This is a genomic window from Paraburkholderia phymatum (genome assembly GCF_040965635.1).
Lineage (GTDB): Bacteria > Pseudomonadota > Gammaproteobacteria > Burkholderiales > Burkholderiaceae > Paraburkholderia > Paraburkholderia phymatum_B.
The window spans coordinates 627,656-653,093 of record NZ_JBFRCH010000001.1 but is presented as its reverse complement, the minus strand read 5'-3'; the positions used below and the strand labels follow the sequence as shown (position 1 = coordinate 653,093).

General features: G+C 64.0%; 25 protein-coding genes. 13 read left to right on the top strand and 12 right to left on the bottom strand.

The features are described 5' to 3' along the window. The first annotated feature begins 60 nt into the window (after window positions 1-60). Window positions 61-546 (top strand): YajQ family cyclic di-GMP-binding protein, encoded by a 486-nt coding sequence (locus AB4Y32_RS02965; protein WP_087739445.1) that lies wholly within the window; start codon window positions 61-63, stop codon window positions 544-546. A 105-nt stretch (window positions 547-651) separates the two neighbouring features. On the opposite strand, the gene plsY is transcribed toward AB4Y32_RS02965, so the two are convergent. Together plsY and ybaK are read right to left on the bottom strand one after the other, a co-directional pair. Then, window positions 652-1,293 (bottom strand): glycerol-3-phosphate 1-O-acyltransferase PlsY, encoded by a 642-nt coding sequence (plsY, locus tag AB4Y32_RS02960; protein WP_368719898.1) that lies wholly within the window; start codon window positions 1,291-1,293, stop codon window positions 652-654. Between the two features lie 121 nt (window positions 1,294-1,414). Next, on the bottom strand, window positions 1,415-1,906 hold the full coding sequence (ybaK, locus tag AB4Y32_RS02955) for a Cys-tRNA(Pro) deacylase (protein WP_368719897.1): 492 nt from the start codon (window positions 1,904-1,906) through the stop codon (window positions 1,415-1,417). 152 nt (window positions 1,907-2,058) lie between these two features. Here ybaK and AB4Y32_RS02950 point away from each other — a divergent pair, with 152 nt between their 5' ends. After that, window positions 2,059-3,642: a class I adenylate-forming enzyme family protein gene (locus AB4Y32_RS02950; RefSeq protein ID WP_439899713.1), complete on the top strand. Its 1,584-nt coding sequence runs from the start codon at window positions 2,059-2,061 to the stop codon at window positions 3,640-3,642. A 113-nt stretch (window positions 3,643-3,755) separates the two neighbouring features. Here AB4Y32_RS02950 and xerD read toward each other — a convergent pair whose 3' ends face one another. From xerD to queG, 3 genes are read right to left on the bottom strand one after another with little or no spacing between them, the layout of a single operon-like run. Beyond that, window positions 3,756-4,691, bottom strand: a complete 936-nt coding sequence (gene xerD / locus AB4Y32_RS02945) for a site-specific tyrosine recombinase XerD (RefSeq protein WP_368719895.1) — start codon at window positions 4,689-4,691, stop codon at window positions 3,756-3,758. Next, window positions 4,688-5,170 (bottom strand): methylated-DNA--[protein]-cysteine S-methyltransferase, encoded by a 483-nt coding sequence (locus AB4Y32_RS02940; RefSeq protein WP_368719894.1) that lies wholly within the window; start codon window positions 5,168-5,170, stop codon window positions 4,688-4,690. Before AB4Y32_RS02940 ends, xerD begins: the two co-directional genes overlap by 4 nt. Before the next feature lie 38 nt (window positions 5,171-5,208). Beyond that, window positions 5,209-6,504, bottom strand: coding sequence for a tRNA epoxyqueuosine(34) reductase QueG (gene queG / locus AB4Y32_RS02935; RefSeq protein ID WP_368719893.1), 1,296 nt, complete (start codon window positions 6,502-6,504; stop codon window positions 5,209-5,211). A gap of 17 nt (window positions 6,505-6,521) precedes the next feature. Here queG and tsaE point away from each other — a divergent pair, with 17 nt between their 5' ends. Then, window positions 6,522-7,076, top strand: a complete 555-nt coding sequence (gene tsaE, locus AB4Y32_RS02930) for a tRNA (adenosine(37)-N6)-threonylcarbamoyltransferase complex ATPase subunit type 1 TsaE (protein WP_368719892.1) — start codon at window positions 6,522-6,524, stop codon at window positions 7,074-7,076. After that, entirely contained in the window at window positions 7,058-8,614 is a 1,557-nt protein-coding gene (locus AB4Y32_RS02925; protein WP_368719891.1) for an N-acetylmuramoyl-L-alanine amidase, read from the top strand. Before tsaE ends, AB4Y32_RS02925 begins: the two co-directional genes overlap by 19 nt. A gap of 122 nt (window positions 8,615-8,736) precedes the next feature. Here the strand turns inward: AB4Y32_RS02925 and AB4Y32_RS02920 are convergent, their stop codons facing one another. Continuing rightward, window positions 8,737-9,618, bottom strand: coding sequence for an EamA family transporter (locus tag AB4Y32_RS02920; protein ID WP_368719890.1), 882 nt, complete (start codon window positions 9,616-9,618; stop codon window positions 8,737-8,739). A 165-nt stretch (window positions 9,619-9,783) separates the two neighbouring features. On the opposite strand from AB4Y32_RS02920, the gene AB4Y32_RS02915 reads away from it, so the two are divergent. Both AB4Y32_RS02915 and trxA read left to right on the top strand, forming a co-directional pair. Continuing rightward, entirely contained in the window at window positions 9,784-10,665 is an 882-nt protein-coding gene (locus AB4Y32_RS02915; RefSeq protein WP_368719889.1) for a pirin family protein, read from the top strand. A 122-nt stretch (window positions 10,666-10,787) separates the two neighbouring features. Beyond that, entirely contained in the window at window positions 10,788-11,636 is an 849-nt protein-coding gene (gene trxA, locus AB4Y32_RS02910) for a thioredoxin (protein WP_368719888.1), read from the top strand. Between the two features lie 83 nt (window positions 11,637-11,719). Here the strand turns inward: trxA and tcdA are convergent, their stop codons facing one another. After that, window positions 11,720-12,598 (bottom strand): tRNA cyclic N6-threonylcarbamoyladenosine(37) synthase TcdA, encoded by an 879-nt coding sequence (tcdA, locus tag AB4Y32_RS02905; RefSeq protein ID WP_368719887.1) that lies wholly within the window; start codon window positions 12,596-12,598, stop codon window positions 11,720-11,722. Window positions 12,599-12,807: 209 nt separating this feature from the next. On the opposite strand from tcdA, the gene pdxH reads away from it, so the two are divergent. The 3 genes from pdxH to AB4Y32_RS02890 all read left to right on the top strand — a co-directional run bounded on the left by pdxH (window position 12,808) and on the right by AB4Y32_RS02890 (window position 16,145). Next, complete coding sequence (pdxH, locus tag AB4Y32_RS02900; protein ID WP_368719886.1) at window positions 12,808-13,449, top strand: pyridoxamine 5'-phosphate oxidase; 642 nt, start codon at window positions 12,808-12,810, stop codon at window positions 13,447-13,449. A 184-nt stretch (window positions 13,450-13,633) separates the two neighbouring features. Further along, the gene (locus AB4Y32_RS02895; protein ID WP_368719885.1) at window positions 13,634-14,848 is read left to right on the top strand and encodes a class I SAM-dependent methyltransferase; all 1,215 of its coding nucleotides are present in this window, start codon (window positions 13,634-13,636) and stop codon (window positions 14,846-14,848) included. A 109-nt stretch (window positions 14,849-14,957) separates the two neighbouring features. After that, entirely contained in the window at window positions 14,958-16,145 is a 1,188-nt protein-coding gene (locus tag AB4Y32_RS02890; protein WP_368719884.1) for a DUF72 domain-containing protein, read from the top strand. A 53-nt stretch (window positions 16,146-16,198) separates the two neighbouring features. On the opposite strand, the gene msrA is transcribed toward AB4Y32_RS02890, so the two are convergent. Then, on the bottom strand, window positions 16,199-16,750 hold the full coding sequence (gene msrA / locus AB4Y32_RS02885) for a peptide-methionine (S)-S-oxide reductase MsrA (RefSeq protein ID WP_368719883.1): 552 nt from the start codon (window positions 16,748-16,750) through the stop codon (window positions 16,199-16,201). A 364-nt stretch (window positions 16,751-17,114) separates the two neighbouring features. Here msrA and AB4Y32_RS02880 point away from each other — a divergent pair, with 364 nt between their 5' ends. After that, window positions 17,115-17,627, top strand: a complete 513-nt coding sequence (locus AB4Y32_RS02880; RefSeq protein ID WP_368719882.1) for a flavin reductase family protein — start codon at window positions 17,115-17,117, stop codon at window positions 17,625-17,627. 79 nt (window positions 17,628-17,706) lie between these two features. Here the strand turns inward: AB4Y32_RS02880 and AB4Y32_RS02875 are convergent, their stop codons facing one another. Continuing rightward, entirely contained in the window at window positions 17,707-18,210 is a 504-nt protein-coding gene (locus AB4Y32_RS02875) for an Lrp/AsnC family transcriptional regulator (protein WP_368719881.1), read from the bottom strand. A gap of 132 nt (window positions 18,211-18,342) precedes the next feature. Between AB4Y32_RS02875 and kynB the strand changes: the two genes are divergently transcribed. From kynB to kynA, 3 genes are all read left to right on the top strand, one after another. Next, window positions 18,343-18,975, top strand: coding sequence for an arylformamidase (gene kynB, locus AB4Y32_RS02870; RefSeq protein ID WP_368719880.1), 633 nt, complete (start codon window positions 18,343-18,345; stop codon window positions 18,973-18,975). Window positions 18,976-19,045: 70 nt separating this feature from the next. Beyond that, window positions 19,046-20,296, top strand: a complete 1,251-nt coding sequence (kynU, locus tag AB4Y32_RS02865; protein WP_368719879.1) for a kynureninase — start codon at window positions 19,046-19,048, stop codon at window positions 20,294-20,296. Between the two features lie 9 nt (window positions 20,297-20,305). Next, window positions 20,306-21,250 (top strand): tryptophan 2,3-dioxygenase, encoded by a 945-nt coding sequence (gene kynA / locus AB4Y32_RS02860; RefSeq protein WP_368719878.1) that lies wholly within the window; start codon window positions 20,306-20,308, stop codon window positions 21,248-21,250. A gap of 708 nt (window positions 21,251-21,958) precedes the next feature. Here the strand turns inward: kynA and AB4Y32_RS02855 are convergent. From AB4Y32_RS02855 to AB4Y32_RS02845, 3 genes are all read right to left on the bottom strand, one after another. Then, the gene (locus AB4Y32_RS02855; protein WP_368719877.1) at window positions 21,959-22,699 is read right to left on the bottom strand and encodes an SDR family oxidoreductase; all 741 of its coding nucleotides are present in this window, start codon (window positions 22,697-22,699) and stop codon (window positions 21,959-21,961) included. Continuing rightward, complete coding sequence (locus AB4Y32_RS02850; protein ID WP_368719876.1) at window positions 22,696-24,240, bottom strand: FGGY-family carbohydrate kinase; 1,545 nt, start codon at window positions 24,238-24,240, stop codon at window positions 22,696-22,698. Before AB4Y32_RS02850 ends, AB4Y32_RS02855 begins: the two co-directional genes overlap by 4 nt. Window positions 24,241-24,312: 72 nt before the next feature. After that, entirely contained in the window at window positions 24,313-25,401 is a 1,089-nt protein-coding gene (locus AB4Y32_RS02845) for an alcohol dehydrogenase catalytic domain-containing protein (RefSeq protein WP_368719875.1), read from the bottom strand. Between the last annotated feature and the right edge of the window lie 37 nt (window positions 25,402-25,438).

Genomic DNA, 25,438 nt, shown 5'->3' with positions numbered 1-25,438 from the left:
CGCGCGCGGCCGCCTGGCGTTAGGCGGGGCGCCACCGCTCGATACAAATGGGAGAATGCAATGCCATCGTTTGACGTCGTCTGCGAAGCCAACATGATCGAGGTGAAGAACGCCGTCGAGCAGTCCAACAAGGAAATCTCGACGCGCTTCGACTTCAAGGGCTCGGACGCCCGCGTCGAGCAGAAGGAGCGCGAGCTCACCGCGTACGCCGACGACGAGTTCAAGCTCGGCCAGGTGAAGGACGTGCTCGTGTCGAAAATGGCGAAGCGCAGCGTGGACGTGCGCTTCCTCGACTATGGCAAGATCGAGAAGATCGGCGGCGACAAGGTCAAGCAGGTCGTCACTGTGAAGAAGGGCGTGTCCGGCGATCTCGCGAAGAAAATCGTCAAGCTCGTGAAGGACAGCAAGATCAAGGTTCAGGCGAGCATTCAGGGCGATGCGGTGCGCGTGTCGGGCACGAAGCGCGACGATCTGCAAAGCGTGATCGCGCTGCTGCGCAAGGACGTGACCGATACGCCGCTCGACTTCAACAACTTCCGCGACTGATGTGCCGGCATGCGCCGTCCGCCGGACGGCGCATGTCCATCGCTTGATCGCTCGAGATACGGCTCGAGCAAAAAGCGGCGATACGGCCTCGCCGCTGTTGCAAATTCAATGCTTGTGCGATGCTGGCCGAGTACCCGCCTCCGCTTTCTTCTTGTCGCCGATGCGGCTTTCCTGCCCTGCCACCAGCTTCGCGATGTTCGCGCGGTGACGCCAGATCAGAAGCGCGCTCATCGCGACGATCGCCAGCGCAATCACGTTCGCTCCGAACAGAAAGCCGTCGAACAGCGGCGCGAAAATGGCCGAGCACAGCGCAGCAAGCGACGAATAGCGCGTGAAGAACGCGACGATCAGCCAGGTCAGCAGCGTCGCGACGCCAAGAACGGGATTGATCGCGAGCAGCACGCCCGCCGCCGTCGCGACGCCCTTGCCGCCCTTGAAGCGAAAGTAGACGGGATAGAGGTGGCCGAGAAAAACGGCGATCGCGGCAATCGCGACGGACGTGTCGTCGAGTCCGAAACGTGCCGAGAAATGCCCGGTGAGCCACACGGCTATCCAGCCTTTGAACGCGTCACCGACCAGCGTGATAATCGCGGCCTTCTTGTTGCCGCTACGCAGCACATTCGTGGCGCCGGGGTTCTTCGAGCCGTATGAGCGCGGATCGGCGAGTCCCATCGCGGCGCTGACGATCACGGCAAACGATACCGAGCCGATCAGATAAGCCACGACGGCGACAATCAGGTTTTCCATGTTGAAACTCTTATCAGTATTGGAAAGCGCAGCGAGCGGCGCGGGTCTCCTGGCGGCGCAGGCGCAACGGCGCACATTCTACCGAAGCCTTCACTCGCTTTTACAGATACAGATGCGCGCGTCAATCGACGCTTGCGCACTGCACCGGCTTCGCGGACAGCAGCGACGTCAGCACGCCCGGCGCGATGCTGACGAGAAAGCCGCGCCGCCCACCGTTGATCAATATCCTGTCCAGTTCGAGTATGGTCGATTCGACGTACACGGGCATCGCTTTCTTCGTGCCGAACGGCGACGTGCCGCCGATCAGATAACCCGAATGCCGGCTCGCGACTTCCGGCTTGCACGGCTCGACACGTTTCGCGCCGATCTGCCGCGCGAGGTTCTTCGTCGACACGGTGCGATCGCCGTGCATCAGCACGATCATCGGTTTGGCCTGTTCGTCCTCCATCACGAGCGTCTTGACGACGTGATGCTCGTCGACGCCAAGCTGCCGCGACGATTCGCTCGTGCCGCCGTGGTCGACATAGTCGTACGGATGCTCGCCGAACTCGACCTGATGACGGCGCAAGAACTGCGTGGCGGGGGTTTCGGAGACGTGTCTGGATTTGATCATCGGCGCATTGTAATGTCCGCGCGACGCAACGACCATTTGCCGGATGGCCAATTGTGCGCGTCTGCGGATTATGGCACGCTCGTTCAAAAACCTTCCGGCGCAGCGGCATGCAGCAGATTCAGGCGCACGGATCGTCCATCAAGGAGAGATCGTTGAAGCCAGCCCCGCAGTCGTCTGCCGTCGCAGGAGATGTGGCGCAGTCCGTTGATGCCGCCGCCCTGCTCGCCTCGCTCCCCGCGCGCATCGCCGATATTCCGGCGCTGATTGCCACGCGTGATCCGCAGCGTGCCGCGCTGATCGAAGACGAACGGCGACTCACGCGCGCGCAACTCGCGCAAGCCGTGGAGGCCGTCGCCGCGCTGCTGGACGAGCAAGGCGTGCGCGCCGGCGACCGCGTGATGATCGTCGCGGAAAACAGCATCGCGCAGATCGTGCTGCTGTTCGCGGCCGCGAAGCTCGATGCGTGGGCGCTGGTGTCGAACGCGCGGCTGTCGGCGGCCGAACTCGATGCGATCCGCGCGCACGCGAAGCCGCGCGTCGTCGCGTATGCCGTCGACGCATCGCCCGATGCGCGGCAGCACGCCGAACGCCATGGCGCGAAGCCCGCGCACGGCATCGATATCGACATCGGCGCGTGGTCCTGCGCGATCGACGACGAAGCGCAAGTGGAGCCCGTCGAAGCCGACTCGGACCGTCAATGCGCCGCGCTGATCTACACCACGGGCACGACGGGCGCGCCGAAGGGCGTGATGCTGTCGCATCGCAACCTGCTGTTTATCGCCGCAATGTCGAGCACGCTCAGGCGCGTCAATGCGGATGATGTCGTCTACGCCGTGCTGCCCGTCTCGCATGTGTACGGGCTTGCGTCCGTGTGCCTCGGCAGCCTGTATGCGGGCGCGACGCTCAGGCTCGCGCCGCGCTTCTCGCCTGAAGCCGTGTGCCACGCGCTCGCCGAAGAACGCGTGTCGATCTTCCAGGGCGTGCCCGCGATGCACGCGAAGCTGCTCGAATACCTGCAAGCGAACGGGTTGCCATGGTCCGCGCCGCAACTGCGTTTTGCGTACTCGGGCGGCTCACCGCTCGACGCCGCGTTGAAGGCGCGCGTCGAAGCCGTGTATGGCGTCACGCTTCACAACGGCTATGGGATGACCGAGAGCAGCCCGACCGTCTCGCAAACGATTATCGACATGCCGCGCGCCGATTGCTCCGTCGGCCAGCCGATCCCGGGCATCGAGGTGCGCTTCGTCGGCATAAATGGAGTGGATGTCGCGCAAGGCGAAGTCGGCGAACTGTGGGTGCGCGGACCGAACGTGATGCTCGGCTACTACCGCAGCCCGCAGCAGACGCAAGCCGCTGTCACCGGAGACGGCTGGCTCAAGACGGGCGATCTCGCGCGCCAGGATGCGGACGGCGCGCTGCATATCGCCGGGCGCAGCAAGGAGCTGATCATCCGCTCGGGCTTCAACGTCTATCCGGCAGAAGTCGAACAGGCGCTGAACGCGCATCCCGACGTCGTGCAGTCCGCGGTGATCGGGCGCGCGGTGGAAGGCAACGAAGAAGTGGTGGCCTTCGTCGAGCTGATCGGCGGCGCCACGACGACACCCGCGAACCTCGCCGAATGGTGCGAAACGCGGCTCGCGCCGTATAAGCGTCCCGCCGAAATCAGGGTGCTAGCGGCGCTGCCCGCCGCGTCGACGGGCAAGATTCTCAAGCATCGGCTGCGCGATCTCGTGTGAATCGCGCGATAAGGTCAGCAGTGCGATGGGGTCAGCAGCGCGATAAGGTCAGCCGCAAGGAAACTCAGCTGCAAGAAAGTCAGCCACAAGAAAAGTCATCAGCAAGAAAGCGATCACCCGCGCGGATGATGCGCCGCGTGCAGCGTCTTGAGGCGCTCGCGTGCGACGTGCGTGTAGATTTGCGTCGTCGAGATATCGGTGTGGCCGAGCAGCAGCTGCACGACGCGCAAGTCCGCGCCGTGGTTCAGCAGATGCGTCGCGAACGCATGACGCAGCGTATGCGGCGACAGCGGCGCATGAATGTGCGCCGTCATCGCGTGGCGCTTGATGATGTTCCAGAACTGCTGGCGCGTCATGCCTTCGGCGCGCGCGGTGACGAACAGCGCATCGGCGGAACGCTGGCCGAGCAGCGCGGGCCGCGATTCGCGCAGATAGCGCTCGATCCACCCATGCGCCTCCTCGCCAAACGGAATCAGACGCTCCTTCGAGCCTTTGCCCATCACGCGCACGACGCCCTCGTTCAAGCCGACTTCCACCGTCTTCAGCGTCACGAGTTCGCTGACACGCAAGCCGCTTGCGTACATCAGCTCGAGCATCGTGCGATCGCGCAAGCCCAGCCGCATCGTCACGTCCGGCGCGCCCAGCAGCGCTTCGACCTGCGCTTCCGTCAGCGTCGACGGAAAGCGCGGCGGCTGTTTCGCCGAGCGGATGCGCAGCGTCGGGTCGGCCGCCGCGCGATGCTCGCGCACGGCCCACGCGTAGTAGCGGCGGAACACGGACAGACGCCGGTTCGCCGACGTCGACTTGTCCTTCGTGCGCGCGGCGCTGTAGGCCGTCAGATCGGCTTCGCTCGCCGTATCCAGCGACGCATCGCGCTTATCCGCGAGCCATTCGGAGAAGAGCCGCAAGTCGCGCCGGTACGCATCGAGCGTGTTGCGCGCGAGGCCGTGTTCGAGCCACAGTGCGTCGCAGAACGCGTCGATCGACGCACCGCTCGTCAGCAGCAGAGGCGACGCGGGACGCGCGTCTTCGGTCAGCACATCAGTCATGCGTAGGGTACGCCCTCGTGTTTCAGCAGCCATCGTTTGACGTTGCGATAGTAGCCCTCGCCGCCCGTATGCGCAAAGCCACCGATGCCGCCCGACGCCACCACGCGATGACAGGGAATCACGATCGGAAAGAAGTTCGATCCGCACGCCTGGCCGACGGCGCGCGGCACGCTGCCGATGCTCTTCGCGAGCTGCCCGTAGGTCCGCACCGCCCCCGGCGGAATCTCGCAGATCGCTTGCCACACGCGCCGCTGAAAAGGCGTGCCGATATCGGCGAGCGGCAGATCGAAGGTCGCGGACGCGCGCCGCAGATATTGCTCGATCTGCTCGACGGCCTGCTTCGCGAGCGGCGACTGCGGCTCGACGTTCGCCACCGAATCAGGCAGATAGACGATTTCGCGCACGGTCTCGCCATCGGGCCCGCGCTGCACTCGCAAGCCGATCTTGCCGAACGGCGCATCGATCACTGCATCGAACATGATGTGCTCACCTCTATCGGAAGGTCCATTCAACGCTGCTAAGCCGCTTCCAGCGCCCACTCGACATGCTCGCGCACGAGCGGCGATGGATCGCCGGCACGCTTGCGCAGCGCGTCGACAATGGCGGCGCGCGCGTCGGCGGAAATACTCTGCGGCGAGGCCCGCAGCGCATTGCCCATGCCGACGGCGAGATTGCGCAGCCAGCATTCATAGCCGATGCGGCGGATCGCGCTGCCCTGCATGCGCGTGTCGAAGTCTTCTGCGCTCCAGCCGAACAGCTCGACGAGCGACGCGCGATCCAGTCCATGACGCACATCGAAGTCGTCGACAGGCGCGGCCTGCGCGAACTTGTTCCATGGACACACAAGCTGGCAATCGTCGCAGCCATACACACGATTGCCGATCAGCGGCCGCAAGTCCTGGGGAATACTGCCCTTCAGTTCGATCGTCAGATAGGAAATGCAGCGCCGCGCATCGACCTGATACGGTCCGACGATCGCCCCTGTCGGACATGCGCCGATGCAGCGCGCACAACTGCCGCAATGCGCGCCCGGCGTTTCGGGCGCGCGCTCGGGGGCCGTCTCGGCATCCGTCGGCAACGGCAGATCGACGAAGATCTCGCCGAGGAAAAACAGCGACCCCGCATCGCGTTGCAGCAGCAACGTATGCTTGCCGCGCCAGCCCGTGCCCGCCTTCTGCGCAAGCTCGACTTCGAGCACGGGCGCTGAATCGGTGAACACGCGATGGCCATACGGGCCGACTTCCGCTTCGATCCGCCCGGCCAGTTGCTGCAGACGGTTGCGCATCACCTTGTGATAGTCGCGGCCGCGCGCGTAGATCGACACGACAGCCGCCGACGGATCGTCGAGACGCGCGCGCTCTTCCAGTCGCCAGTCGTGCTGAACGCTTCGAGAGTCCGCGCTCGCACTTTCATCATCCTTTCGCGCATCCGAAGAACGACGCAAATGCGCGGGCAAATAGTCCATGCGCACGGAAATCACGCGTCGCGTTCCGGCCACAAGCTCGGCTGGCCGCGCACGTTTCATCCCATGTTTGGCCATATAATCCATCTCGCCGTGGCAACCCGCGTCGAGCCATGCAGCAAGGCCCGCTTCGGCGTTCGACAGGTCGATATCGCTGATGCCGACTGCGCCGAAATCCAGTTCGCGTGCCCAGCTCCGGATACGCGACGCAAGCGCCGCCAGTTGCGCTTCATCGTAATGACGCGTGGCGGGTGCTTCGTCGTTCGCCGCACGGGGTGGCGAATGCGCGTCGGGACGTCGCTCCCGATGTTGCTCCGACGAAGCGTTGGGGTGCTGCTGGCTCTGGTTCATAACGCCATTTTACGAGAATGCCCGATCAATCCCGTCTCGCGAATCAATCGTCCGCTGCCGTCCTGCTGGAGCGCCATTTCGCGCTCGCGGACGAAGCCGCCACGATGGCATTCGGCGAACGCTTCGCGCATGCAATCGACGGCGTGCGCAACGCAAGCAGCGTGTCGGGCGACCTAGCATTCGACGGTCTTCAGGTGCAGCTCTTCGGCGACCTGGGCGCCGGCAAGACGACACTCGTCCGCGCCACGTTGCGCGCCCTCGGACACACGGGCCGCGTGCGCAGCCCGACCTATACGCTCGTCGAGCCTTATGCGGTCGAACGGCCGGATGGGGAACTCGAGCTGTATCACTTCGATCTTTACCGCTTCAACGATCCGGCCGAATGGGCCGATGCAGGCTTTCGCGAGTACTTCGACAGCGGCGCAATCTGCCTCGTCGAATGGCCGCAACGCGCGGGCAGTCTGCTAGGCGTGCCGGATCTCGTGTTCTCGCTCGACGTCGACGGCGATGGCCGCAGGCTGGTCGCCCGGGCGTACAGCGAATCAGGAAAGGCATGTCTCGAAAGATGTTGATCAAACCGTTCCGCTCAATCGAATCGGCGGCCACGGCGACGCATAACTGGCGTCGCCGGCAGATTCTTCGCGCGGGCGCGTCCACGCTCGTCCTCGGGCTTGCCGCTCCTCGTTTCGCGTGGGCGTCGTCGGTGCTCGGCGTGCGCGTGTGGCCCGCGCGCGACTACACGCGCGTGACCATCGAGTCCGATCAGCCGCTGCAGAACACGCAGCAGATGCTGCAAGGGCCCGATCGGCTGGTGGTCGATCTGAACGGTCTCGACCTCGATCAGGCGCTGAAGGATCTCGTCTCGAAGATCGCGCCGAACGATCCGCAGATTCAATCGGTGCGCGTCGGTCAGTACCAGCCGCATGTGGTGCGGATGGTATTCGACCTGAAGGGCTCGGTGAAACCGCAGGTGTTCACGCTGCCGCCCGTCGGCACGTACAAGTACCGTCTCGTGTTCGACCTGTACCCCGCCGTCGCGCCCGATCCGCTGATGGACCTGCTCGCGCAGACGGAGCGCAAGCAGCAGCAACTCGACAAGCTCAACGAACAGTCATCGCCGCCCGCCGCGACGCTGAGCGGCCCGACCACGCCGCCTGCCGACAACAGCGACGCCTTCTTCGAGAAGTACGCGCAGAACAACGCGCCTTCGTCTTCGGCTCCTGCGCCGGCGCCGCGTCCGCCCGCGCATGCGGCGCCGGCGCCGCACACGCCGTCGAAGCCCACGCCGGCGCCCGCGCCGCCCGTCATCGCGCGCAACAACGACAACGATACGGACAACGACGCCGACAACGGCGACGACACGTACAAGTTCACCACGCCGAAGAAGGGCAGCACGACAGTGCGCCTGCTGACGGTCGCGATCGATCCCGGCCACGGCGGCGAAGACCCCGGCGCGATCGGCGGCAGCGGCACTTACGAGAAGCACGTCGCGCTCGACATCGCGAAGAAGCTGCGCGCAAAGATCGACGCGCAGCCGAACATGCGGGCGATGATGACGCGCGACGCCGACTTCTTCGTGCCGCTCAACGTGCGCGTGCAGAAGGCGCGGCGCGTCGGCGCGGACCTGTTCGTGTCGATTCACGCCGACGCGTTCACGACGCCGGAAGCAAGCGGTTCGTCGGTGTTCGCGCTGTCGGAGCATGGCGCGTCGAGCGCGGCCGCGCGCTGGATGGCGAACAAGGAAAACTCGTCGGATCAGATCGGCGGCATCAACATCAAGTCCGCCGATGCGAGCGTGAACCGCGCGCTGTTCGATATGTCGACGACGGCGCAGATCCGCGACTCGATGCGCTATGGCACGTTCGTGCTGAAGGAAATCGGCGGGATCAACAAGCTGCACAAGGGCAGCGTCGAACAGGCGGGCTTCGCCGTGCTGAAGGCGCCCGACATTCCGTCGATCCTCGTCGAGACCGCGTTCATCAGCAACCCGGACGAGGAGCGCCGTCTGAACGACGACGCGTATCGCGAGAAGATGGCGAACGCGATCCTGAGCGGCATCAAGCGCTACTTTGCGGCGAACCCGCCGCTCGCGAAGAGCCGGATGACCTGAGGCCCAGGCTTTCCGCGAAACCCGCGCTGCAAGCAAAGCAAAACGGCCGCACTGCGAAGTGCGGCCGTTGCCGTTTTACGCGTCACCGAAGGTCAACGCGGACCAATGCAGAACAACACGGATCAACGCGCAGGCGCAAGTCTTTGCACGACCCAGCCGCCGAACACGTTGACGGCAAGGCCCGCCATCACGAGCGCCGCGCCGCCGATCTGCGCGGCCGACAGCGACTCGCCGAGCAGCACCGACGCCGACGCGAGCCCGATGATCGGCACGAGCAACGAGAACGGCGCGACCTGCCCCGCCGGATAACGCGACAGCAGGCGACTCCACAGCACATAGCCGAGCAGCGTCGCGACGAACGCGAGGTAGACGATCGCGAACACCGACGACATGCCGATGCCCGTCAATGCCGCCTCGATGCGCTGCGGCCCTTCGAGCAGATACGACAGCGCGAAGAACGGCACGGGCGGAACGAGACTGCCCCACACGACGAGCCCGACCAGATCGACCTTGCCGACCTTCTTCGTGACGATATTGCCGAGCGCCCACATCACGGCGGCGCACAGCGTGAGGATGAAGCCGGTGAGCGTCATCGCGTGGCCGCCCTGCATGCCGATCACCGCGAGCCCGATCGCCGCGATCACGAGACCGAGCACGTTCTGCGCGCGAAAGCGTTCGTGCAGGAACAGCGCGGCGAACCCAAGTGTGAAGAACGCCTGCGCCTGCAACACGAGCGACGCGAGACCGGCGGGCATGCCGACGTACATCGCCGAGAACAGGAACGCGAACTGGCCGAGCGAGATCGTCGCGCCATATGCAATGAGCCAGCGCCAGGGCATCTTCGGCCGCCTGATGAAGAACACGGCGGGAATCGCGGCGAGCGTGAAGCGCAGCCCGCCGAGCAGCATCGGCGGCACGCCGTGCAGGCCGACCTTGATCACCACAAAATTCACGCCCCACGCGAGAACGACGACCAGCGCCAGCAGCAGGTCTTTCGGCGACATCTGGACTCCTCTTCTACTTGTTCTGAAAGAAAAGAGTTTAGCGGAGCGGCGGCAAAGGCATCTTCTGCTTTGCCAGACGCGTGCCCTCGTCACGCAATCCCTCGCGCGCAGCCTGCCGGCATGGGCAGTAGAATGACCTGCCCTGTCCCCCCATCGAGCCCCTTCATGCCCTCATCGATCAAAGCGGTTCTCAAGCCCCACGTCCGCGACATCGGCAATCTGGCCGTACGGCGCGTGCTGCCCGCGATGGCCGCGCGTCTCATCGGTCCGTTCATCTTCTTCGACCACATGGGCCCCGCGACGCTGCCCGCAGGAACAGGACTCGACGTGCGTCCGCATCCGCATATCGGCCTCGCGACCGTCACCTATCTGTTCGAAGGCGCGATCATGCATCGCGACAGCCTCGGTTCCGAACAGAGGATCGTCCCCGGCGACGTCAACTGGATGACGGCCGGCCGTGGCATCGTGCATTCGGAGCGCACGCCCGAACCGGAACGCGCGAACGGCTCGACAGTGCACGGCATCCAGACCTGGATCGCGCTGCCGCTCGCCGACGAGGACGCCGAGCCGTCGTTCGAACACCATCCCGGCTCGACGCTGCCCGAGATCGAGCGAAACGGCGTCATCTTGCGCATCATCGCGGGCTCGTCGTTCGGCCAGACGGCACCCTCGCGCACGTTCTCGGGCACGCTGTATGCTGCCGCGCACTTTTCGCCCGGCAGCGCGCTTGCGCTCGAACCGGAGCACGACGAGCGCGGCGTGTACCTCGTCGACGGCGATCTGTCGCTCGACGGCCAGCCACTCGAAGCCGAACAGATGGCCGTGCTCGCGCCCGGCGAAACCGTCACGCTCGCGAGCGCAAAAGGCGCGACGGTGATGCTGCTCGGCGGCGAGAAACTCGACGGCGAACGCTTCATCGAATGGAATTTCGTTTCCAGTTCGCGCGAGAAGATCGAGCGCGCAAAGGCCGCCTGGACGAATCAGGAAATGGGCAAGGTGCCGGGCGAGACGGAATGGATTCCGTTGCCGGAGCGCAAGCCGCGCTAGACTCGCAAGCATCGGCAGGGGCGACGCCGAAAGCACCTGAAACCAGACGAATCGACGACGCGCGTTGAAACCGCGCCGGCCGCCCCTATTTACTTCAAGTACAGATTCAGGAAGAGATCGCAATGGACACCACACTCGCCACCTTCGAAAAGGACGTCATCAGCGCATCGATGCTCACGCCCGTACTGGTCGACTTCTGGGCGCCGTGGTGCGGACCGTGCAAGACGCTCGGCCCGATGCTCGAAAAGCTCGAAGCCGAGTACGAAGGCAAATGGCGTCTCGTGAAGGTGAACGTCGACGAGAACCAGGAACTGGCCGCGCACTTCCAGGTTCGCAGCATTCCGCACGTCGTCGCCTTCGCGGACGGACGCCCCGTCGATCAGTTCATCGGCGTGCTCGCGGAAGGCCAGTTGCGCCAGTTTCTCGACCGCCTCGTGCCCGACAGCGCGGAAGCGGCGCGCGCCGAAGCGGCCGTGGCCGTCTCCGAAGGCCGCCGTGAAGATGCGTACGACGCGCTGAAGGCGGCGCTTGCATTCGATCCGGGCTACGACGAAGCGCGGCTCGATCTGATGGAACTGCTGCTCGAAGACCATCGCGTCGAGGAAGCGCAGAAGGAAAACGATCTGCTGTCGCCGAAAACGACGCAGGGCATCGACGCGCGCTACAACGCGATCAAGACGCGGCTCGATGCCGTCGACGCCGCCGCCGACCTGCCGCCCACGGATGCGCTCGAAGCCCGCGTCGCCGACAATCCCGACGACCTCGAAGCGCGTTTCGACCTCGCGAGCGCGCTCATCGCGCGGCGCAAGTACGATCCGGCGCTCGAGCATCTGCTCGCGATCGTGCAGCGCGACCGCACGTTCCGCGACGACATCGGCCGCAAGACGATGCTGTCGGTGTTCGACCTTGCCGCGCATCAGCCGGAACTGGTGTCGAAGTGGCGGCGCAGGCTGAGCGCGTCGCTGAACTGATCGCGCGGATCGTTCGTTTCCGATGCAGCATGAAAAAAACGCGGCCACATGGCCGCGTTTTTCGTTGATGCAAGAGATTCGCCTCAGGCCCCCTGCTTCGCGAGCGCTCGCAACACATGCGACACGGCGGCAAACCCGAAGCTCGCCGTTACGCACACGCTCGATCCGAAGCCCGCGCAGTTCAGGCCCACGGGCCCATGATGACCGGGCGACGTCGTGATGTGCTCAGCCTCTTCGTCGATATCGCAGACGGCCGCTTCCGGGTAGATCAGCGGCTCGTCCGAATACACGGCGCTCACCTTGAACTTCGCTTTCGGCCCGCGCGGAAAGCCGTGCTGCTTGCGCAACTGGCCACGCACTTTCGACAGCAGCGGGTCCTGAATGGTGAGCGCGAGATCGTCGATGCGAATGCGCGTCGGGTCGAGTTGCCCGCCTGCGCCACCAACCGTAATCAAAGACTGCTTGTGCCCGGCGCACCATGCGATCAGCGCCGTCTTCGTGCGCACGCTGTCGATCGCGTCGATCACATAGTCGAAGCCGCCGCCCAGCACCGCGTCGAAGCTATCCGGCTCGATGAAATCTTCGATCACGCGCACATCGCATTGCGGATCGATCAGCCTGATGCGCTCGGCCATCGCGTCGACCTTCGGCTTGCCGTAGTTGCCGTCGAGCGCGTGAATCTGCCGGTTCGTGTTGCTCTCGGCCACGTTGTCGAGATCGATCAGCGTGATCCTGCCGATCGCCGTGCGCGCGAGCGCTTCCGCCGCCCACGACCCGACGCCGCCAATGCCGATCACGGCGACATGCGCGCGCTCGAACGCCGCCAGCCCATCCGCGCCATACAGACGCGCGACGCCTCCGAAGCGTCGCGCGCGGTCGGCCGCATCGTGCGTATGGTGCGTTTCGTGCGTGGTGTGGTCGGTAGTAAGATCGGATTGCTCGGTGACGAGAGAGGTGGACATGATGTGTGGCTTGGCGAATTCAGGCGTGTGCGTGCCGATATCGCGCGGATATCCGCATGCATCCAAGCCCGTATTTTGCCTGATCGCGCCCGCAAGCGCCCAACGTGCGCCGTCGCCTCTTCGCGCTCGAGCCATCGGTACGACAGGACTCAAGACAGAGATTCGCGTCCTTCGCTATACTGGCCCCACTGTAGCGCTTGCATAAAAATATGAGCACTCTTGCCGACCTCCGCAAAAACTATTCGCTCGGTTCTCTCGACATCGCCGATGTCGATCCCAATCCGTTCCATCAGTTCGACAAGTGGTTCAAACAGGCAGTCGATGCGCAACTGCCCGAGCCGAACACGATGACACTCGCGACGGTCGACGCGCGCGGCCGGCCTTCGGCACGCATCGTGCTCATCAAGGGTGTCGACGAACGCGGCTTCGTCTTTTTCACGAACTACGAAAGCCGCAAGGGCCGCGAGCTCGCGAAGAACCCGCACGCAAGCCTTCTCTTCTACTGGATCGAACTCGAACGCCAGGTGCGCATCGAAGGCACCGTCGTCAAGACGAGCGATGCGGAAAGCGACGCGTACTACGCGTCGCGGCCGCTCGGCTCGCGCATTGGCGCATGGGCGTCGGACCAGAGCAAGGTGATTGAAAGCCGTGCGCTTCTGGAAGCGCGCGAACGTGAATTCAGCGCACAATACGGAGAGAACCCGCCGCGTCCGCCGCACTGGGGCGGCTACCGGCTGATCCCCGATGCGATCGAATTCTGGCAAGGACGGCCATCGCGTTTGCACGACCGGCTGCTCTACACGCGCAGCAGCGGCGGCGCCGACTGGACTATCGCCCGTCTGTCGCCCTGACTCGTCGAAAGGCCGGCCCGCGCGCCGTCGCGAATCCGATGCGCGACGGCGGCGCAATGCGCGGACGGCTGGATCGCGCGCTGCCCGACGTTCGAATGCGCGACTAACGCGGACCGGGGAGGCACGCGCAGCGCACTGCGATCCGACAAGCTTTGCTTTGATTCATTGGACACGGAGAGATCACATGTTCTGGGAGAAGAAGCTGGCGCAGTGGGTAGAAGAAGTAAAAACGAAGGCCAACATTCCGGCGCGCCTCGTGCTGTGGGATGGCCAGCAACACGACTTCGGCACGTTCGCGGCGCCGCAGGTCACGCTGAAAGTGAATAGCGCTTCCGCGCTGCCCCTCCTGCTCGAACCGAGCCTCGACAATCTGGGCGAGGCCTACGTGAAGGGCAAGATCGACATCGAAGGCAAGCTGTCGGACATCATCAACATCGGCTATTCGCTTGCGCGCAGCACGGTGACGAGCGCCAGCAAGCTCGCCCGCGTGCGGCGCTATTTCAATCACACGAAAACGTCCGACAAGAAAGCGATCCAGTATCACTACGACGTCTCGAACGAGTTCTACAAGCTGTGGCTCGACGAGAACATGGTGTATTCGTGCGCGTACTTCGAGAGCGGCGACGAAGATCTCGCCGCCGCGCAGATCAAGAAGATCGATCACATCCTCACGAAGATCCAGGTGCAGCCGGGCCAGCGTCTGCTCGACATCGGCTGCGGCTGGGGCGCGCTCGTGCTGCGCGCGGCGCAGAAGTTCGGCGCGAAGTGCGTGGGCGTGACGCTGTCGCAGAACCAGTTCGATCTCGCGACGCGGCGCGTGAAAGCCGCAGGCCTCGAAGGCCAGATTGAAATCCGTCTGCAGGACTACCGCGATATCGAAGGCCAGTTCGACCGCGTCACGAGCGTTGGCATGTTCGAGCACGTGGGCCGCAAGAATCTGCCGACGTACTTCCAGAAGATTCACGATCTGCTCACGGACGACGGCATCGCGATGAATCACGGCATCACGTCGACCGACTCCGACAGCGGCGAAACGGCTCTCGGCGGCGGCGAATTCATCGACAGATACGTGTTCCCCGACGGCGAGCTGCCGCATATCAGCCTCGCGCTCGAATCGATGCAGCGCGGCGGGCTCGAAGCGATCGACGTCGAGAGCCTGCGCCGCCACTATGCCCACACGCTCGAAATCTGGACGGAAAACTTCGAGGCAAACGCGGAAGAAGCGAAGAAGCTCGTCGACGACGAGAAGTTCCGTATCTGGCGTGTGTACCTCGCGGGCTGCGCGTACGCGTTCGAGCACGACGACGTATCGATCTTTCAGGTCGTGTGCCGCAGGGCGGGACGCAGCGCGAAGACGCTGCCGTGGTCGCGCCGCTACATGTACGAGAAGGCGCTGTAGAATCGCGCAGCATTCCGTTTCGAACCGGCTAGCGCGGCATGCCTGTTCCGCCGGGTCGGCCCGAAGCAGGCGCGGTTCACATCAGCGCACTCTCTCTCGCAACGCATCGATGAAAGAAGAAACGCCGGAGCACTCCGCGCAACTCGACATGTTCGGCAACCCCGTCGGCGAAACGCCTGCCGCCGACGCTTCGCCGCCCACGGCGGCATCCGATACCGCTTCCGACACATCCTCCGCGCAGACGGGCGCGGCGCCGAAAAAGCGCCGCGCCCGTGATGTGCTCGCCGCGCAGCCGTCCGCCGATATCGTCGAACTCGCGAGCCAGCTGCCGTCGCACGTGCATCTGGGCACGTCGACGTGGTCGTTTCCGGGTTGGAAGGGCATCGTCTACGGCGACGATTACAGCAACAGCAAGCTGTCGCGCGATGGCCTCGCGGCATACGGCGCGCATCCGCTGCTGCGCACGGTGAGCATCGACCGCTCGTTCTATGCGCCGCTCACGCTCACCGACTATCTGCGCTACGCGCAGCAGGTGCCGGACGACTTCCGCTTCATCGTGAAGGCGCCCGCGCTCGTCACCGATGCGACCGTGCGCGCCGAGCGCGGCGAGCCGGTGTCGGAGAATCCCTGCTTTCTGAACGCGCAACTGGCCATCGACGAATTCGTGCGCCCGTGCATCGACGGTCTCGGCAAGAAGGCAGGCGCGCTCGTGTTCCAGTTCTCGCCGCTGCCGGATGAAATGCTCGCGCAGCCTGCGCTCTTCATCGAACGGCTGGCGGCGTTCCTGTCGGCGCTGCCGCCGCTCGAAGGCGACACCTGCTATGCCGTCGAAATCCGCGACGCGTGCCTTTTGACGCCGCGCCTCATCCGCGCGCTGAAGGCGGCGGGCGTGCGCTACTGCGTCGGCATTCATGCACGGATGCCCGATGCTTCGCGCCAGGCGGCCGCTCTCGCGATGCTCGACGACGCGCCGTCGGGTCCGCTGATCGTGCGCTGGAGCCTGCATGGCGGCTTCAAGTACGAACAGGCGAAAGCGAAGTACGAGCCGTTCGACAAGCTCGTCGACGAAGATCCGCAAACGCGCACGGCGCTCGCCGAACTCGCAGCGCGCTACGCGATCGCCGGCCAGCCGGTGCTGATCGCCGCGAACAACAAGGCCGAAGGCTCGGCGCCGCTGACGTGCGTGAAGCTTGCGGCGCAGATCGCGGCTGCCTGCGAGCGGCTTCGCAATGCGCAAAGGGAAAACGCGGCACAGGCCGCCTGGCTGAGCAGCAAAAACGCAGAGCAGGCCGCCTGAGGCCCGCACTGCACACGCGCAATGTTAAAAACGCGCCTTGGCGCGCTTAAGGATCAGGCGCCCGCCTTGATCCGATGAGCGAACTTCTGGCGGAACTTCGCCACCTTCGGCGCGACGACGAACGCGCAATAGCCCTGATCCGGATGCTGCGCGAAGTAGTTCTGGTGATACGCCTCGGCGGGCCAGTAGTTGCCGCCGAGCGGCAGCACCTGCGTGACGATCTGACCGTCGTAGATGCCTTCCGCGCCGATCTCGCGGATCGCCTGCAAGGCCGTCTCGCGCTGCGCATCCGAGTGCGCGAAGATCACCGACCGGTACTGCGTGCCGACATCGTTGCCTTGACGGTTGAGCTGCGTCGGATCGTGGATCGCGAAGAAAATATCCAGAACCTCGCGGTAGCTGATGCGCGCCGAATCGAACTCGACCTTGACGACTTCCGCGTGCCCCGTGTCGCCGTCGCACACCTGTTCGTACGACGGGCTTTCGACCTGCCCGCCTGCATAGCCTGACTCCACCGACGTCACCCCATCGACGCCCAGAAACACCGCCTCAAGACACCAGAAACATCCGCCGCCCAACGTGGCGGTCTCGACCGACTGACTCATGTTCGCTCCTTGGATTGGCTCGCCGCGCCGTCCGCGTCGAAGCGCGGAACGGGCTGACTCGCCACAGTCACCTTGAAACCCGATGCTTCATCGCATCCGGCTGGCGGGGCGCTCGTACGGCACCGCCCTTCTGTTCAGCACGTGACGCACGCACCATCCATACCATGCGCGATTCGTGACATCAGGCGCAAGCCCCGGCGCGCGACGGCAGACTGCGCTGCCACGCCGACCGCCCGCGGCGCCAGGCCCTCTGCGATTGCAGTTAAAATTGGGACAATTCGCCGAATTTCTACATGACCTTCAAACCGATTTTCTCCATCTGGTCGCTTCATCAAGCGGTCCGTTCGCCGGAATGCCTCACGCGATGAAACGCGCCGCCCCGCCCAATTTCGACGATGCCACCTTTCGTCGCGCACTCGGCCAGTTCGCGACGGGCGTCACCGTCATCACGACGCGCGCGCCGTCCGGCGCGCTGATCGGCATTACGGCCAGTTCGTTCAATTCCGTCTCGCTGACGCCGCCGCTCGTGCTGTGGAGTCTCGCGACGCGTTCGGCGTCGATGTCCGTGTTCCAGGCGAACAGTCATTATGTCGTCAATGTGCTGGCCGCGTCGCAACTCGATTTGTGCAAGCGCTTCGCGACCGTCAAGGGCGACCGTTTCGAAGGCGTCTCGCATGCGGCGGGCGACACGGGCATGCCCGTGCTCGATGGCGCGCTCGCATGGTTCGAATGCCATAACCGCAGCCGCTACCAGGAAGGCGACCACGTCATTTTCGTCGGCGAAGTGGAGCGCTGCGGCATCCATGACAGCGCCGGCAGGGTCCAGCCGCTCGTGTTTCAGAACGGCGATTTCCATGGGCTGAAGCCGCTGGGCTAACGGATTGCGTCATTTCAGCGGGGGCGCGGGAAAGAAGACTTCGCAGGCTTTCCGCGCGAAGTTTCCGCCGCCTGCGCCGCTATCCGTGCGATTGCACCTTCGCGTCCGTCACCAGCGACACCGGGACGCCCGAATCCTCCTTGAGCGTCTGCAGAACGATGTTCGAGCGGATGTCCATCACGCCCGGCGCCTTGTAGAGCCGGCCGAGCACGAAATCCGAATAGTGCTTGAGATTGTGGGCGAGCACGCGCAGCAGATAGTGCGTCTCCCCCGTCACGACGAACGCGCCGACCACTTCCGGCCAGTCGCGCAGCGCTTCGGCGAAGCGCTCGTGCCAGTTTTCCTGGTCGTTGCGCATCGATACCTGCACGAACGCTTCCAGTTCGAAGCCGAGCACTTCGCGGTTCAGACACGCGCGATAACGCTCGATCACGCCCTGCTCTTCGAGCAGTCGCAAACGGCGTAGACACGCCGACGGCGAAAGCGAGATCCGCTCCGCCAGATCGAGATTGCTGATTCGTCCTTCGTGCTGCAGCACCGTCAAGATACGGCAATCGGTGGCGTCGAGTGAGATCGCGTTCATTTTCGGTCTCCCTTTCCCGTTTGCCTCAAATTATGTTCCAAAGGGGTCGAAATAAACAGTTTTTTTAGCAAGCACATTTCATTTCATGCCGCCTATCATCCAAGGATGGACATACAACGACATGACAGGCGCATGGAGATGCTTTGGGATATCACGCCCGCCGTCGATACGGCGACGCCCGTCTGGCCGGGCGACACACCCGTCGGCATCGAGCGCGTGTGGCGGATGGAGGCGGGTTCGCCCGTCAACGTCGCACGGCTGACGATCTCGCCGCACACGGGCGCGCACACTGACGCGCCGCTTCACTACGACGCTGAAGGCGCGGCGATCGGCGCGGTGCCGCTCGACGCATATCTGGGCCGCTGCCGCGTGATTCATTGCATCGGCGCGAAGCCGCTGGTGACGCCCGAGCACGTCGCGGCATCGCTCGACGGCGTGCCGCCGCGCGTGCTGCTGCGCACCTATCGCGCGGCGCCGACGACCGCCTGGGACAGCGGCTTCTGCGCCGTTGCGCCCGACACGATCGATCTGCTCGCCGCGCGCGGCGTGAAGCTGATCGGCATCGACACGCCGTCGCTCGATCCGCAGGAGTCGAAGACGATGGACGCGCACCGCCGCATACGCGCGCATCGAATGGCGATTCTCGAAGGCATCGTGCTCGACGCAGTGGAAGCGGGCGACTACGAACTGATCGCGCTGCCGCTCAAGTTGACGTCGCTCGACGCGAGCCCGGTACGCGCCGTGCTGCGAGCATTGCCAGCGTGACGACAAGCCTGACGACAACCGACGGCCTCGCGCCTCGACACACTCTTTCGATCAACCCAACCGAACCATCATGAATCAACGTGACGAAGCACTCGCGCTCGACGCAGCCGATCCGCTCGCGCCCTTGCGCGACCAGTTCGCGCTCGCGCCGGGCGTCATCTATCTGGACGGCAATTCGCTCGGCGTGCCGCCCGCCGCGGCCGCGCAGCGCGCGCAGACGGTGATCGGCGCCGAATGGACGCAAGGACTCATCCGCAGCTGGAACACGGCCGGCTGGTTCTCGCTGCCGCAGCGCCTCGGCAACAAGCTCGCGCCGCTGATCGGCGCGGCGCACAACGAAGTCGTCGTCACCGATACGATTTCGATCAACCTCTTCAAGGTGCTGTCGGCGGCGCTGCGCATGCAGGACAATCGCGACCCGAAGCGCCGCGTGATCGTGTCGGAGCGCTCGAATTTCCCGACCGATCTGTATATCGCGCAAGGGCTGATCAAGCAGCTGGATCGCGGCTATGAACTGCGCCTCGTCGACGATCCGTCCGAGCTGCCCGCCGCGATCACCGACGATGTCGCCGTCGCGATGATCACGCACGTCAACTATCGCACGGGCTACATGCACGACATGGCCGCGCTCACGCAGCTGATCCATCAGCAGGGCGCGCTCGCGCTGTGGGATCTCGCGCACTCGGCGGGCGCCGTGCCCGTCGACCTGAACGGCGTCGGCGCGGATTGCGCCGTCGGCTGCACGTACAAGTACCTGAACGGCGGCCCGGGCTCGCCCGCGTTCGCGTGGGTGCCGCATCGCCGTCAGAGCGACTTCGAACAGCCGCTGTCGGGCTGGTGGGGTCATCGCGCGCCGTTCGCGATGGACCCGACGTTCGCCGCCGACGACGGCATCGGCCGCTTCCTGTGCGGCACGCAGCCGATGGTGTCGATGGCGCTCGTCGAATGCGGGCTCGACGTGTTCCTGCAAACCGACATGCAGGCGATCCGCAAGAAATCGCTCGCGCTGACCGATCTCTTCATCGAGCTGGTCGAAACTCGCTGCAACGAGTTTCCGCTCAAGCTCGTGACGCCGCGCGCGCATTCGCAGCGCGGCTCGCATGCGAGCTTCGAGCATCCGCACGGCTATGAAGTGATGCAGGCGCTGATCGCGCGCGGCGTGATCGGCGATTATCGCGAGCCGCATGTGCTGCGTTTCGGCTTTACGCCGCTGTACACGCGCTATGTCGATGTGTGGGATGCCGTCGAGCATCTGCGCGACGTGCTTGCGCATGAGACCTGGCGTGCGCCCGAATTTGCCGCTCGCGGCGCCGTGACCTGAGGAAAGACGATGACCGATCACATGAAGATGATGGAAGAGAAGCCGGCACAAGGCTGTCCGTTCGGACACGGCGGTACGCAGACGGCGCACCCCGATCACAGCGGGCACGCGTCGCACATGGCCGCCGACGAAGACAAAGGCTGGCACGACGCGCAGTTCGATTTCTCGAAGTCGATGAGCTATGGCGACTATCTGTCGCTCGGCGCGATCCTGCATGCGCAGCATCCGCTTTCGCCCGATCACAACGAGATGCTGTTCATCATCCAGCATCAGACGAGCGAATTGTGGATGAAGCTCGCGCTGTACGAATTGCGTGCGGCGCTCGCGTGCGTGCATCGCGATGAATTGCCGCCCGCGTTCAAGATGCTTGCGCGCGTGTCGCGGATTCTCGAGCAGCTCGTGCAGGCCTGGAACGTACTGTCGACGATGACGCCATCGGAATACACGTCGATGCGGCCGTTCCTCGGCAGCTCGTCGGGGTTTCAGTCGTATCAGTATCGCGAGCTTGAGTTCATGCTCGGCAACAAGAACGAGCAGATGCTCAAGCCCCATGCGCATCACCCCGACGTGTTTGCCGAAGTGAAGGCGGCGCTCGAAGCGCCGTCGTTCTACGACGAAGTGATCCGTCTGCTTGCGCGGCGCGGTTTCGCGATCGATCCGTCGCGGCTCGATCGCGACTGGACACAGCCGACGCGGCACGATCCGTCAGTCGAAGCGGCGTGGCTCGAGGTGTATCGCAATCCGTCGCAGCATTGGGATCTGTACGAGATGGCGGAAGAACTCGTCGATCTTGAGGATGCCTTTCGGCAGTGGCGGTTTCGGCATGTGACTACCGTCGAGCGCATCATCGGGTTCAAGCAGGGTACGGGTGGTACCAGCGGTGCGCCATATCTGCGGAAAATGCTGGACGTGGTGCTGTTTCCTGAGTTGTGGCATGTGCGGACTGTTTTGTGATTTTGTCTGCGACGGCTTGTTTTGGTTTTTATGGCTTGCTGCTGGCATCCGCGTTTGCGCCTCGCGGCGCTAGCGTTGCCCCTGTGCGGGGCGGCACCTACTCTTCTTTGCCGCGGCAAAGAAGAGTAGGCAGAAGAAAGCCGCTCACACCGCCAGTGCTTGACGTTTATCCACGGGCTCTTAACGTCCCGATAGTTCGCGCGATAGCGTGCTTGCTTGCGTTCGTTGCCAATGCTCCGGCTAAACGCCTCACCCACTACATGCACGTGTGGCACGGCCAAGCGTATCGAACGTTTCCGCGCCGCATGTCGGTAGTGAATGGAGGTTGCCGTACCGTACAGGGCAATGCCCGCACTTGAGCCGCATCGCGTAGCGAGGGTTTCCTGCGCGGCGCGAATGCCTACACACAGTTTGCCGCAAAGGGGCGTGGGAATATTCGATGTCGCGGGCCGCAACGCAGGGGCATGAAGCGGGTGTGGCGCTTAGTAGTACGTTGGCAAGGAACATAGGCCAACACGCTGCCGGCTGAAGTATGGGGACGTTGAGAGCACGTGGGTAGTACAGAGCATTAGCGGTGTGAGCGGCTTTCTTTTGCCTACTTTTCTTTGCCGCTGCAAAGAAAAGTAGGTGCAGCCCCGCACAGGGGCAACGCCCGCGCCGCGAGGCGCATCGCGGATGCCAGCGATAAATGCAAAAACCCCAACAGCATCACCTCGCCGTATACCCACCATCGATCGGCAACGTCACGCCGCTGATCATCGAAGCCGCATCGCTTAGCAAAAACAAAATCGGCTCGGCCACCTCGCGCGGCTGCGCGAAACGCTTCAACGGAATCGCCTGCAATGCGGGATCGCGTTTCGCCGGTTCGCTCCACGCCTTCACGGCCATCGGCGTCAAGGTCACGGTCGGATTCACGCTGTTCACACGTATGTCATGCGGCCCAAGCTCGACGCACAGCACACGTGTGATCGCATCCATCGCCGCCTTAGACGCGCAGTAGCTCAGATGATCGTCGAGTCCGACGAGCGCCGCCTGGCTCGACACGTTGACGATGCTGCCCGACCGCTTCGCATCGATCATCCCGCGCGCCACATGTCGCGCGACCAGCGCCGCGCCGCGCGCGTTCACGTTCATCACGCTGTCGAAGCTCGCCGCCGTCGTATCGATCGCGCGTTCGAGCACCGTCGTGCCGGCACAATTCACGAGACCGTCGAAGACGACATCGAGCGACCCGAGCGCGTCATCAATCGCACCTTCATCGCCGACATCCAAAACCAGCGGCTCGCAGCCCGTCTCCTCCGCGAGCCTCGCAAGCTCGTTGACGTTGCGCGCCGCCGCGACGACTTGCGCGCCGCTCGCGCGCAGTAGCTCAACGGTCACGCGGCCGATGCCGCTCGATGCGCCCGTCACGAGGTACGAGCGTCCGGAAAAATCGAAGGTCGCGTTCATTTCGCTTGCAGCCGATGCATGACGGGCTTCAGTGCCGGATACAGATCCGTGTAGATGGAAAAGCGCTCCGCGTACAAGGCCTGGCGCGCAAGATCAGGTTTCGCACGCTCGACGAGTCTGACCCACCCGCCGCGCGCCGCTTCCTGCGAGATCAGCTTCACGCCGTATGCAGCCAGCAGCGCCGCGCCCAACGGCGCTTCCACCTCCTGTTCGATCGTGTAGACGGGAAAGCCGGTGACGTCCGCGATGATCGACATCCACAGGTCCGAATGCGCCGCGCCGCCGACGACGATCAGCTTGTCGTCGAGCGACTTCGCGCCCTTGCGCCCCGCGACGATGTTGTGTTGCAACGCGAACGCGACGCCTTCGAGCACCGCGCGATACAGATGCGCGCGCGTGTGATAAAGACTCAGGCCGACGAACGCGCCGCTCGCCTTCGCGTCCCACACGGGGCTGCGCTCGCCCATCAGATACGGCAGGAACATCACGCCGTCCGAGCCCGCCCGTATGTGCGCCGCGTCTTCTTCGAGCAGTTGATGCGGATCGCCATCCGGTATCGCCTTCGCCGCTTCGATTTCCGCCTGACAGAACTGCTCGCGATACCACGTCACCGATGCGCCCGCCGTAATCGCACCGCCGAACACATAGATGTCGTGCTGGCCGTTGAATACATGCGGCATGCTGACGAGACCGTGCCGCGCATCGACGCTCTGGTTGATATAGCCCCAGCACATGCTCGTGCCGATCATCGCGACATGCTGGCCCGCGCGCGTGACGCCCGCCGCGTAGGTAGCCATTGCCGCATCGACGCCGCCCGCGACGATCGCCGTGCCGGCTTCGAGTCCGAGCTGCTCCGTCCATTGCGACAGCAGACCGCCCACCACTTCCGACGATTCGACGAGATGCTCGGGCATCATCGTGGCGGGAATGCCGAGCATGTCGAGCGCTTCATCTGACCAGTCGCGCTTCGCGATGTCATACACGCCGCCGATGTTGCCCGCCGAACTGTGATCGACGGCCACTTCGCCCGTCAGCAGATAGATCACGTACGCATTCGGCGGCAGGAAGAAGCGCGTATTGGCCCATACGTTCGGCTCGTTCTCGCGCAGCCACAGCATCTTCGTATAGCCGTAATAGCTGTCGACGCCATTACCCGTGATCGCATGGAGACGTTCGAGATCGACGTTGTTGCGCACCCACTCGACCTGAGCCGTCGCACGCCGGTCCATCCAGATCAGGCACGAATACAACGGCTTCATTTCGCTATCGACGGGAATACCGGAGCCGCCATACAGGCTGCTCACGCACACGGCCTTGATCGCATTCGACGCGACGCCCGCGTCGCGCGCTTTCGCGACACAGCGCGCAATGCACTCGACGACGGCCTTCATCCACACCGTCGGCCACTGCTCTGCCCACAACGGCTTCGGCGTATCCGGGTGATAGCTGCTCGAATGCTGCGCGACGATTGCGCCGTTCTGGTCGACGAGCACGGCCTTCGTGCTCTGCGTGCCTATATCGACGCCGATGACGTAATTCATAGTGTCTCCGTGTGCGCGTCCTTGCGACGCGCACTGTCTGTTTTCCTTCGGAATGACGGATCAGGCACGGGACTATCGGGCCGGCTTCATCAGCACCTTGATCGAATCGAGCGAGTTCGCGACCTTGATCGCTTCGTTCCATTCTTCGAGAGAGAAGCCATGCGTGACGATGCCTTTCGATGTGACGAGCCCACGCGCCAGCAGGTCGATCGCAATCGGATAGCAGTAAGGCCCGAGATGCGCGCCGCGCACATCGAGTTCCTTGCGGTCGCCGATGATCGACCAGTCCATTGTAGTCTCGGCTCCGAACACGGAAAACTCGACAAAACGCCCGAGCTTGCGAATGAGGTCCATGCCCTGATTCACGCCTGCAGGCACGCCCGTCGTTTCGATGTAGACGTCGCAGCCGTAGTTCTCCGTCAACGACTGGATGACGGCGAGCGCATCGTCCTTCTTCGGATTGATCGTCACGTCCGCGCCGTATTCGCGCGCGAGTTCGAGACGCTCGTCGACGAGATCGATGACGACGAGTTTCTTCGGCGTTTTCAGGTGCGCGACTTGCGTCATCATCAGACCGAGCGGCCCCGCGCCCGCAATCACGACGACATCGTCCAGCTGGATGTCGCCGCGATTGACCGTGTGAATCGCGCACGCAAGCGGCTCGATGATCGCTGCATCTTCGAGCGAGATGCCGTCGGGAATCTTGTGGACGATGGCCGTCGGCGGAATGCGCATGTATTCGGCCATCCCGCCGTCCGCAACCTCGCGTTGGAAGCCGAAGATGTTGTGCACTTCGCACATCCAGTACTGGCCGGACTTGCAGTAGCGGCATTTACCGCACGGCACGATCTGCTCGGCAATCACGCGATCGCCCTTCTTCACGCCGAAGTGTTCGGCTGCGCCTTCGCCGAGTTCTTCGACGTAGCCGAAGAATTCATGGCCGGGAATCACAGGCGCCTTGACCCACGGGCTCGGGCCGCCCCAGAACATCTTCGCGCCCGAATGGCATTTGCAGTCGCTCGCGCAGATGCCGCATGCCGCGATGCGAATCACGAGTTCATGCGCGCGCGCCTGCGGTTTCGTCACGCGTTCGACGCGATAGTCCTTCGGCGCGTGGCACACGATCGCCGTCATGCTTTTGGTGATGTCCTGAGAGGTCATTGCATTGCCCTGCGAAGAATGGAGAAGAGTGGTGAAA

Excerpts from the sequence above, each read along its gene's own strand:
- AB4Y32_RS02925 (WP_368719891.1), top strand. The coding sequence starts at position 7,058 with ATGTCTCGAAAGATGTTGATCAAACCGTTCCGCTCAATCGAATCGGCG.
- queG (WP_368719893.1), bottom strand. The coding sequence starts at position 6,504 with ATGAACCAGAGCCAGCAGCACCCCAACGCTTCGTCGGAGCAACATCGG.
- tcdA (WP_368719887.1), bottom strand. The coding sequence starts at position 12,598 with ATGTCCACCTCTCTCGTCACCGAGCAATCCGATCTTACTACCGACCAC.
- AB4Y32_RS02890 (WP_368719884.1), top strand. The coding sequence starts at position 14,958 with ATGAAAGAAGAAACGCCGGAGCACTCCGCGCAACTCGACATGTTCGGC.
- AB4Y32_RS02850 (WP_368719876.1), bottom strand. The coding sequence starts at position 24,240 with ATGAATTACGTCATCGGCGTCGATATAGGCACGCAGAGCACGAAGGCC.
- AB4Y32_RS02875 (WP_368719881.1), bottom strand. The coding sequence starts at position 18,210 with ATGAACGCGATCTCACTCGACGCCACCGATTGCCGTATCTTGACGGTG.
- pdxH (WP_368719886.1), top strand. The coding sequence starts at position 12,808 with ATGAGCACTCTTGCCGACCTCCGCAAAAACTATTCGCTCGGTTCTCTC.
- msrA (WP_368719883.1), bottom strand. The coding sequence starts at position 16,750 with ATGAGTCAGTCGGTCGAGACCGCCACGTTGGGCGGCGGATGTTTCTGG.
- AB4Y32_RS02940 (WP_368719894.1), bottom strand. The coding sequence starts at position 5,170 with ATGTTCGATGCAGTGATCGATGCGCCGTTCGGCAAGATCGGCTTGCGA.
- plsY (WP_368719898.1), bottom strand. The coding sequence starts at position 1,293 with ATGGAAAACCTGATTGTCGCCGTCGTGGCTTATCTGATCGGCTCGGTA.
- AB4Y32_RS02965 (WP_087739445.1), top strand. The coding sequence starts at position 61 with ATGCCATCGTTTGACGTCGTCTGCGAAGCCAACATGATCGAGGTGAAG.
- AB4Y32_RS02880 (WP_368719882.1), top strand. The coding sequence starts at position 17,115 with ATGAAACGCGCCGCCCCGCCCAATTTCGACGATGCCACCTTTCGTCGC.
- AB4Y32_RS02920 (WP_368719890.1), bottom strand. The coding sequence starts at position 9,618 with ATGTCGCCGAAAGACCTGCTGCTGGCGCTGGTCGTCGTTCTCGCGTGG.
- xerD (WP_368719895.1), bottom strand. The coding sequence starts at position 4,691 with ATGACTGATGTGCTGACCGAAGACGCGCGTCCCGCGTCGCCTCTGCTG.
- AB4Y32_RS02895 (WP_368719885.1), top strand. The coding sequence starts at position 13,634 with ATGTTCTGGGAGAAGAAGCTGGCGCAGTGGGTAGAAGAAGTAAAAACG.
- trxA (WP_368719888.1), top strand. The coding sequence starts at position 10,788 with ATGGACACCACACTCGCCACCTTCGAAAAGGACGTCATCAGCGCATCG.
- kynB (WP_368719880.1), top strand. The coding sequence starts at position 18,343 with ATGGAGATGCTTTGGGATATCACGCCCGCCGTCGATACGGCGACGCCC.
- tsaE (WP_368719892.1), top strand. The coding sequence starts at position 6,522 with ATGCCCGATCAATCCCGTCTCGCGAATCAATCGTCCGCTGCCGTCCTG.
- ybaK (WP_368719897.1), bottom strand. The coding sequence starts at position 1,906 with ATGATCAAATCCAGACACGTCTCCGAAACCCCCGCCACGCAGTTCTTG.
- AB4Y32_RS02855 (WP_368719877.1), bottom strand. The coding sequence starts at position 22,699 with ATGAACGCGACCTTCGATTTTTCCGGACGCTCGTACCTCGTGACGGGC.
- kynU (WP_368719879.1), top strand. The coding sequence starts at position 19,046 with ATGAATCAACGTGACGAAGCACTCGCGCTCGACGCAGCCGATCCGCTC.
- AB4Y32_RS02915 (WP_368719889.1), top strand. The coding sequence starts at position 9,784 with ATGCCCTCATCGATCAAAGCGGTTCTCAAGCCCCACGTCCGCGACATC.
- kynA (WP_368719878.1), top strand. The coding sequence starts at position 20,306 with ATGACCGATCACATGAAGATGATGGAAGAGAAGCCGGCACAAGGCTGT.
- AB4Y32_RS02845 (WP_368719875.1), bottom strand. The coding sequence starts at position 25,401 with ATGACCTCTCAGGACATCACCAAAAGCATGACGGCGATCGTGTGCCAC.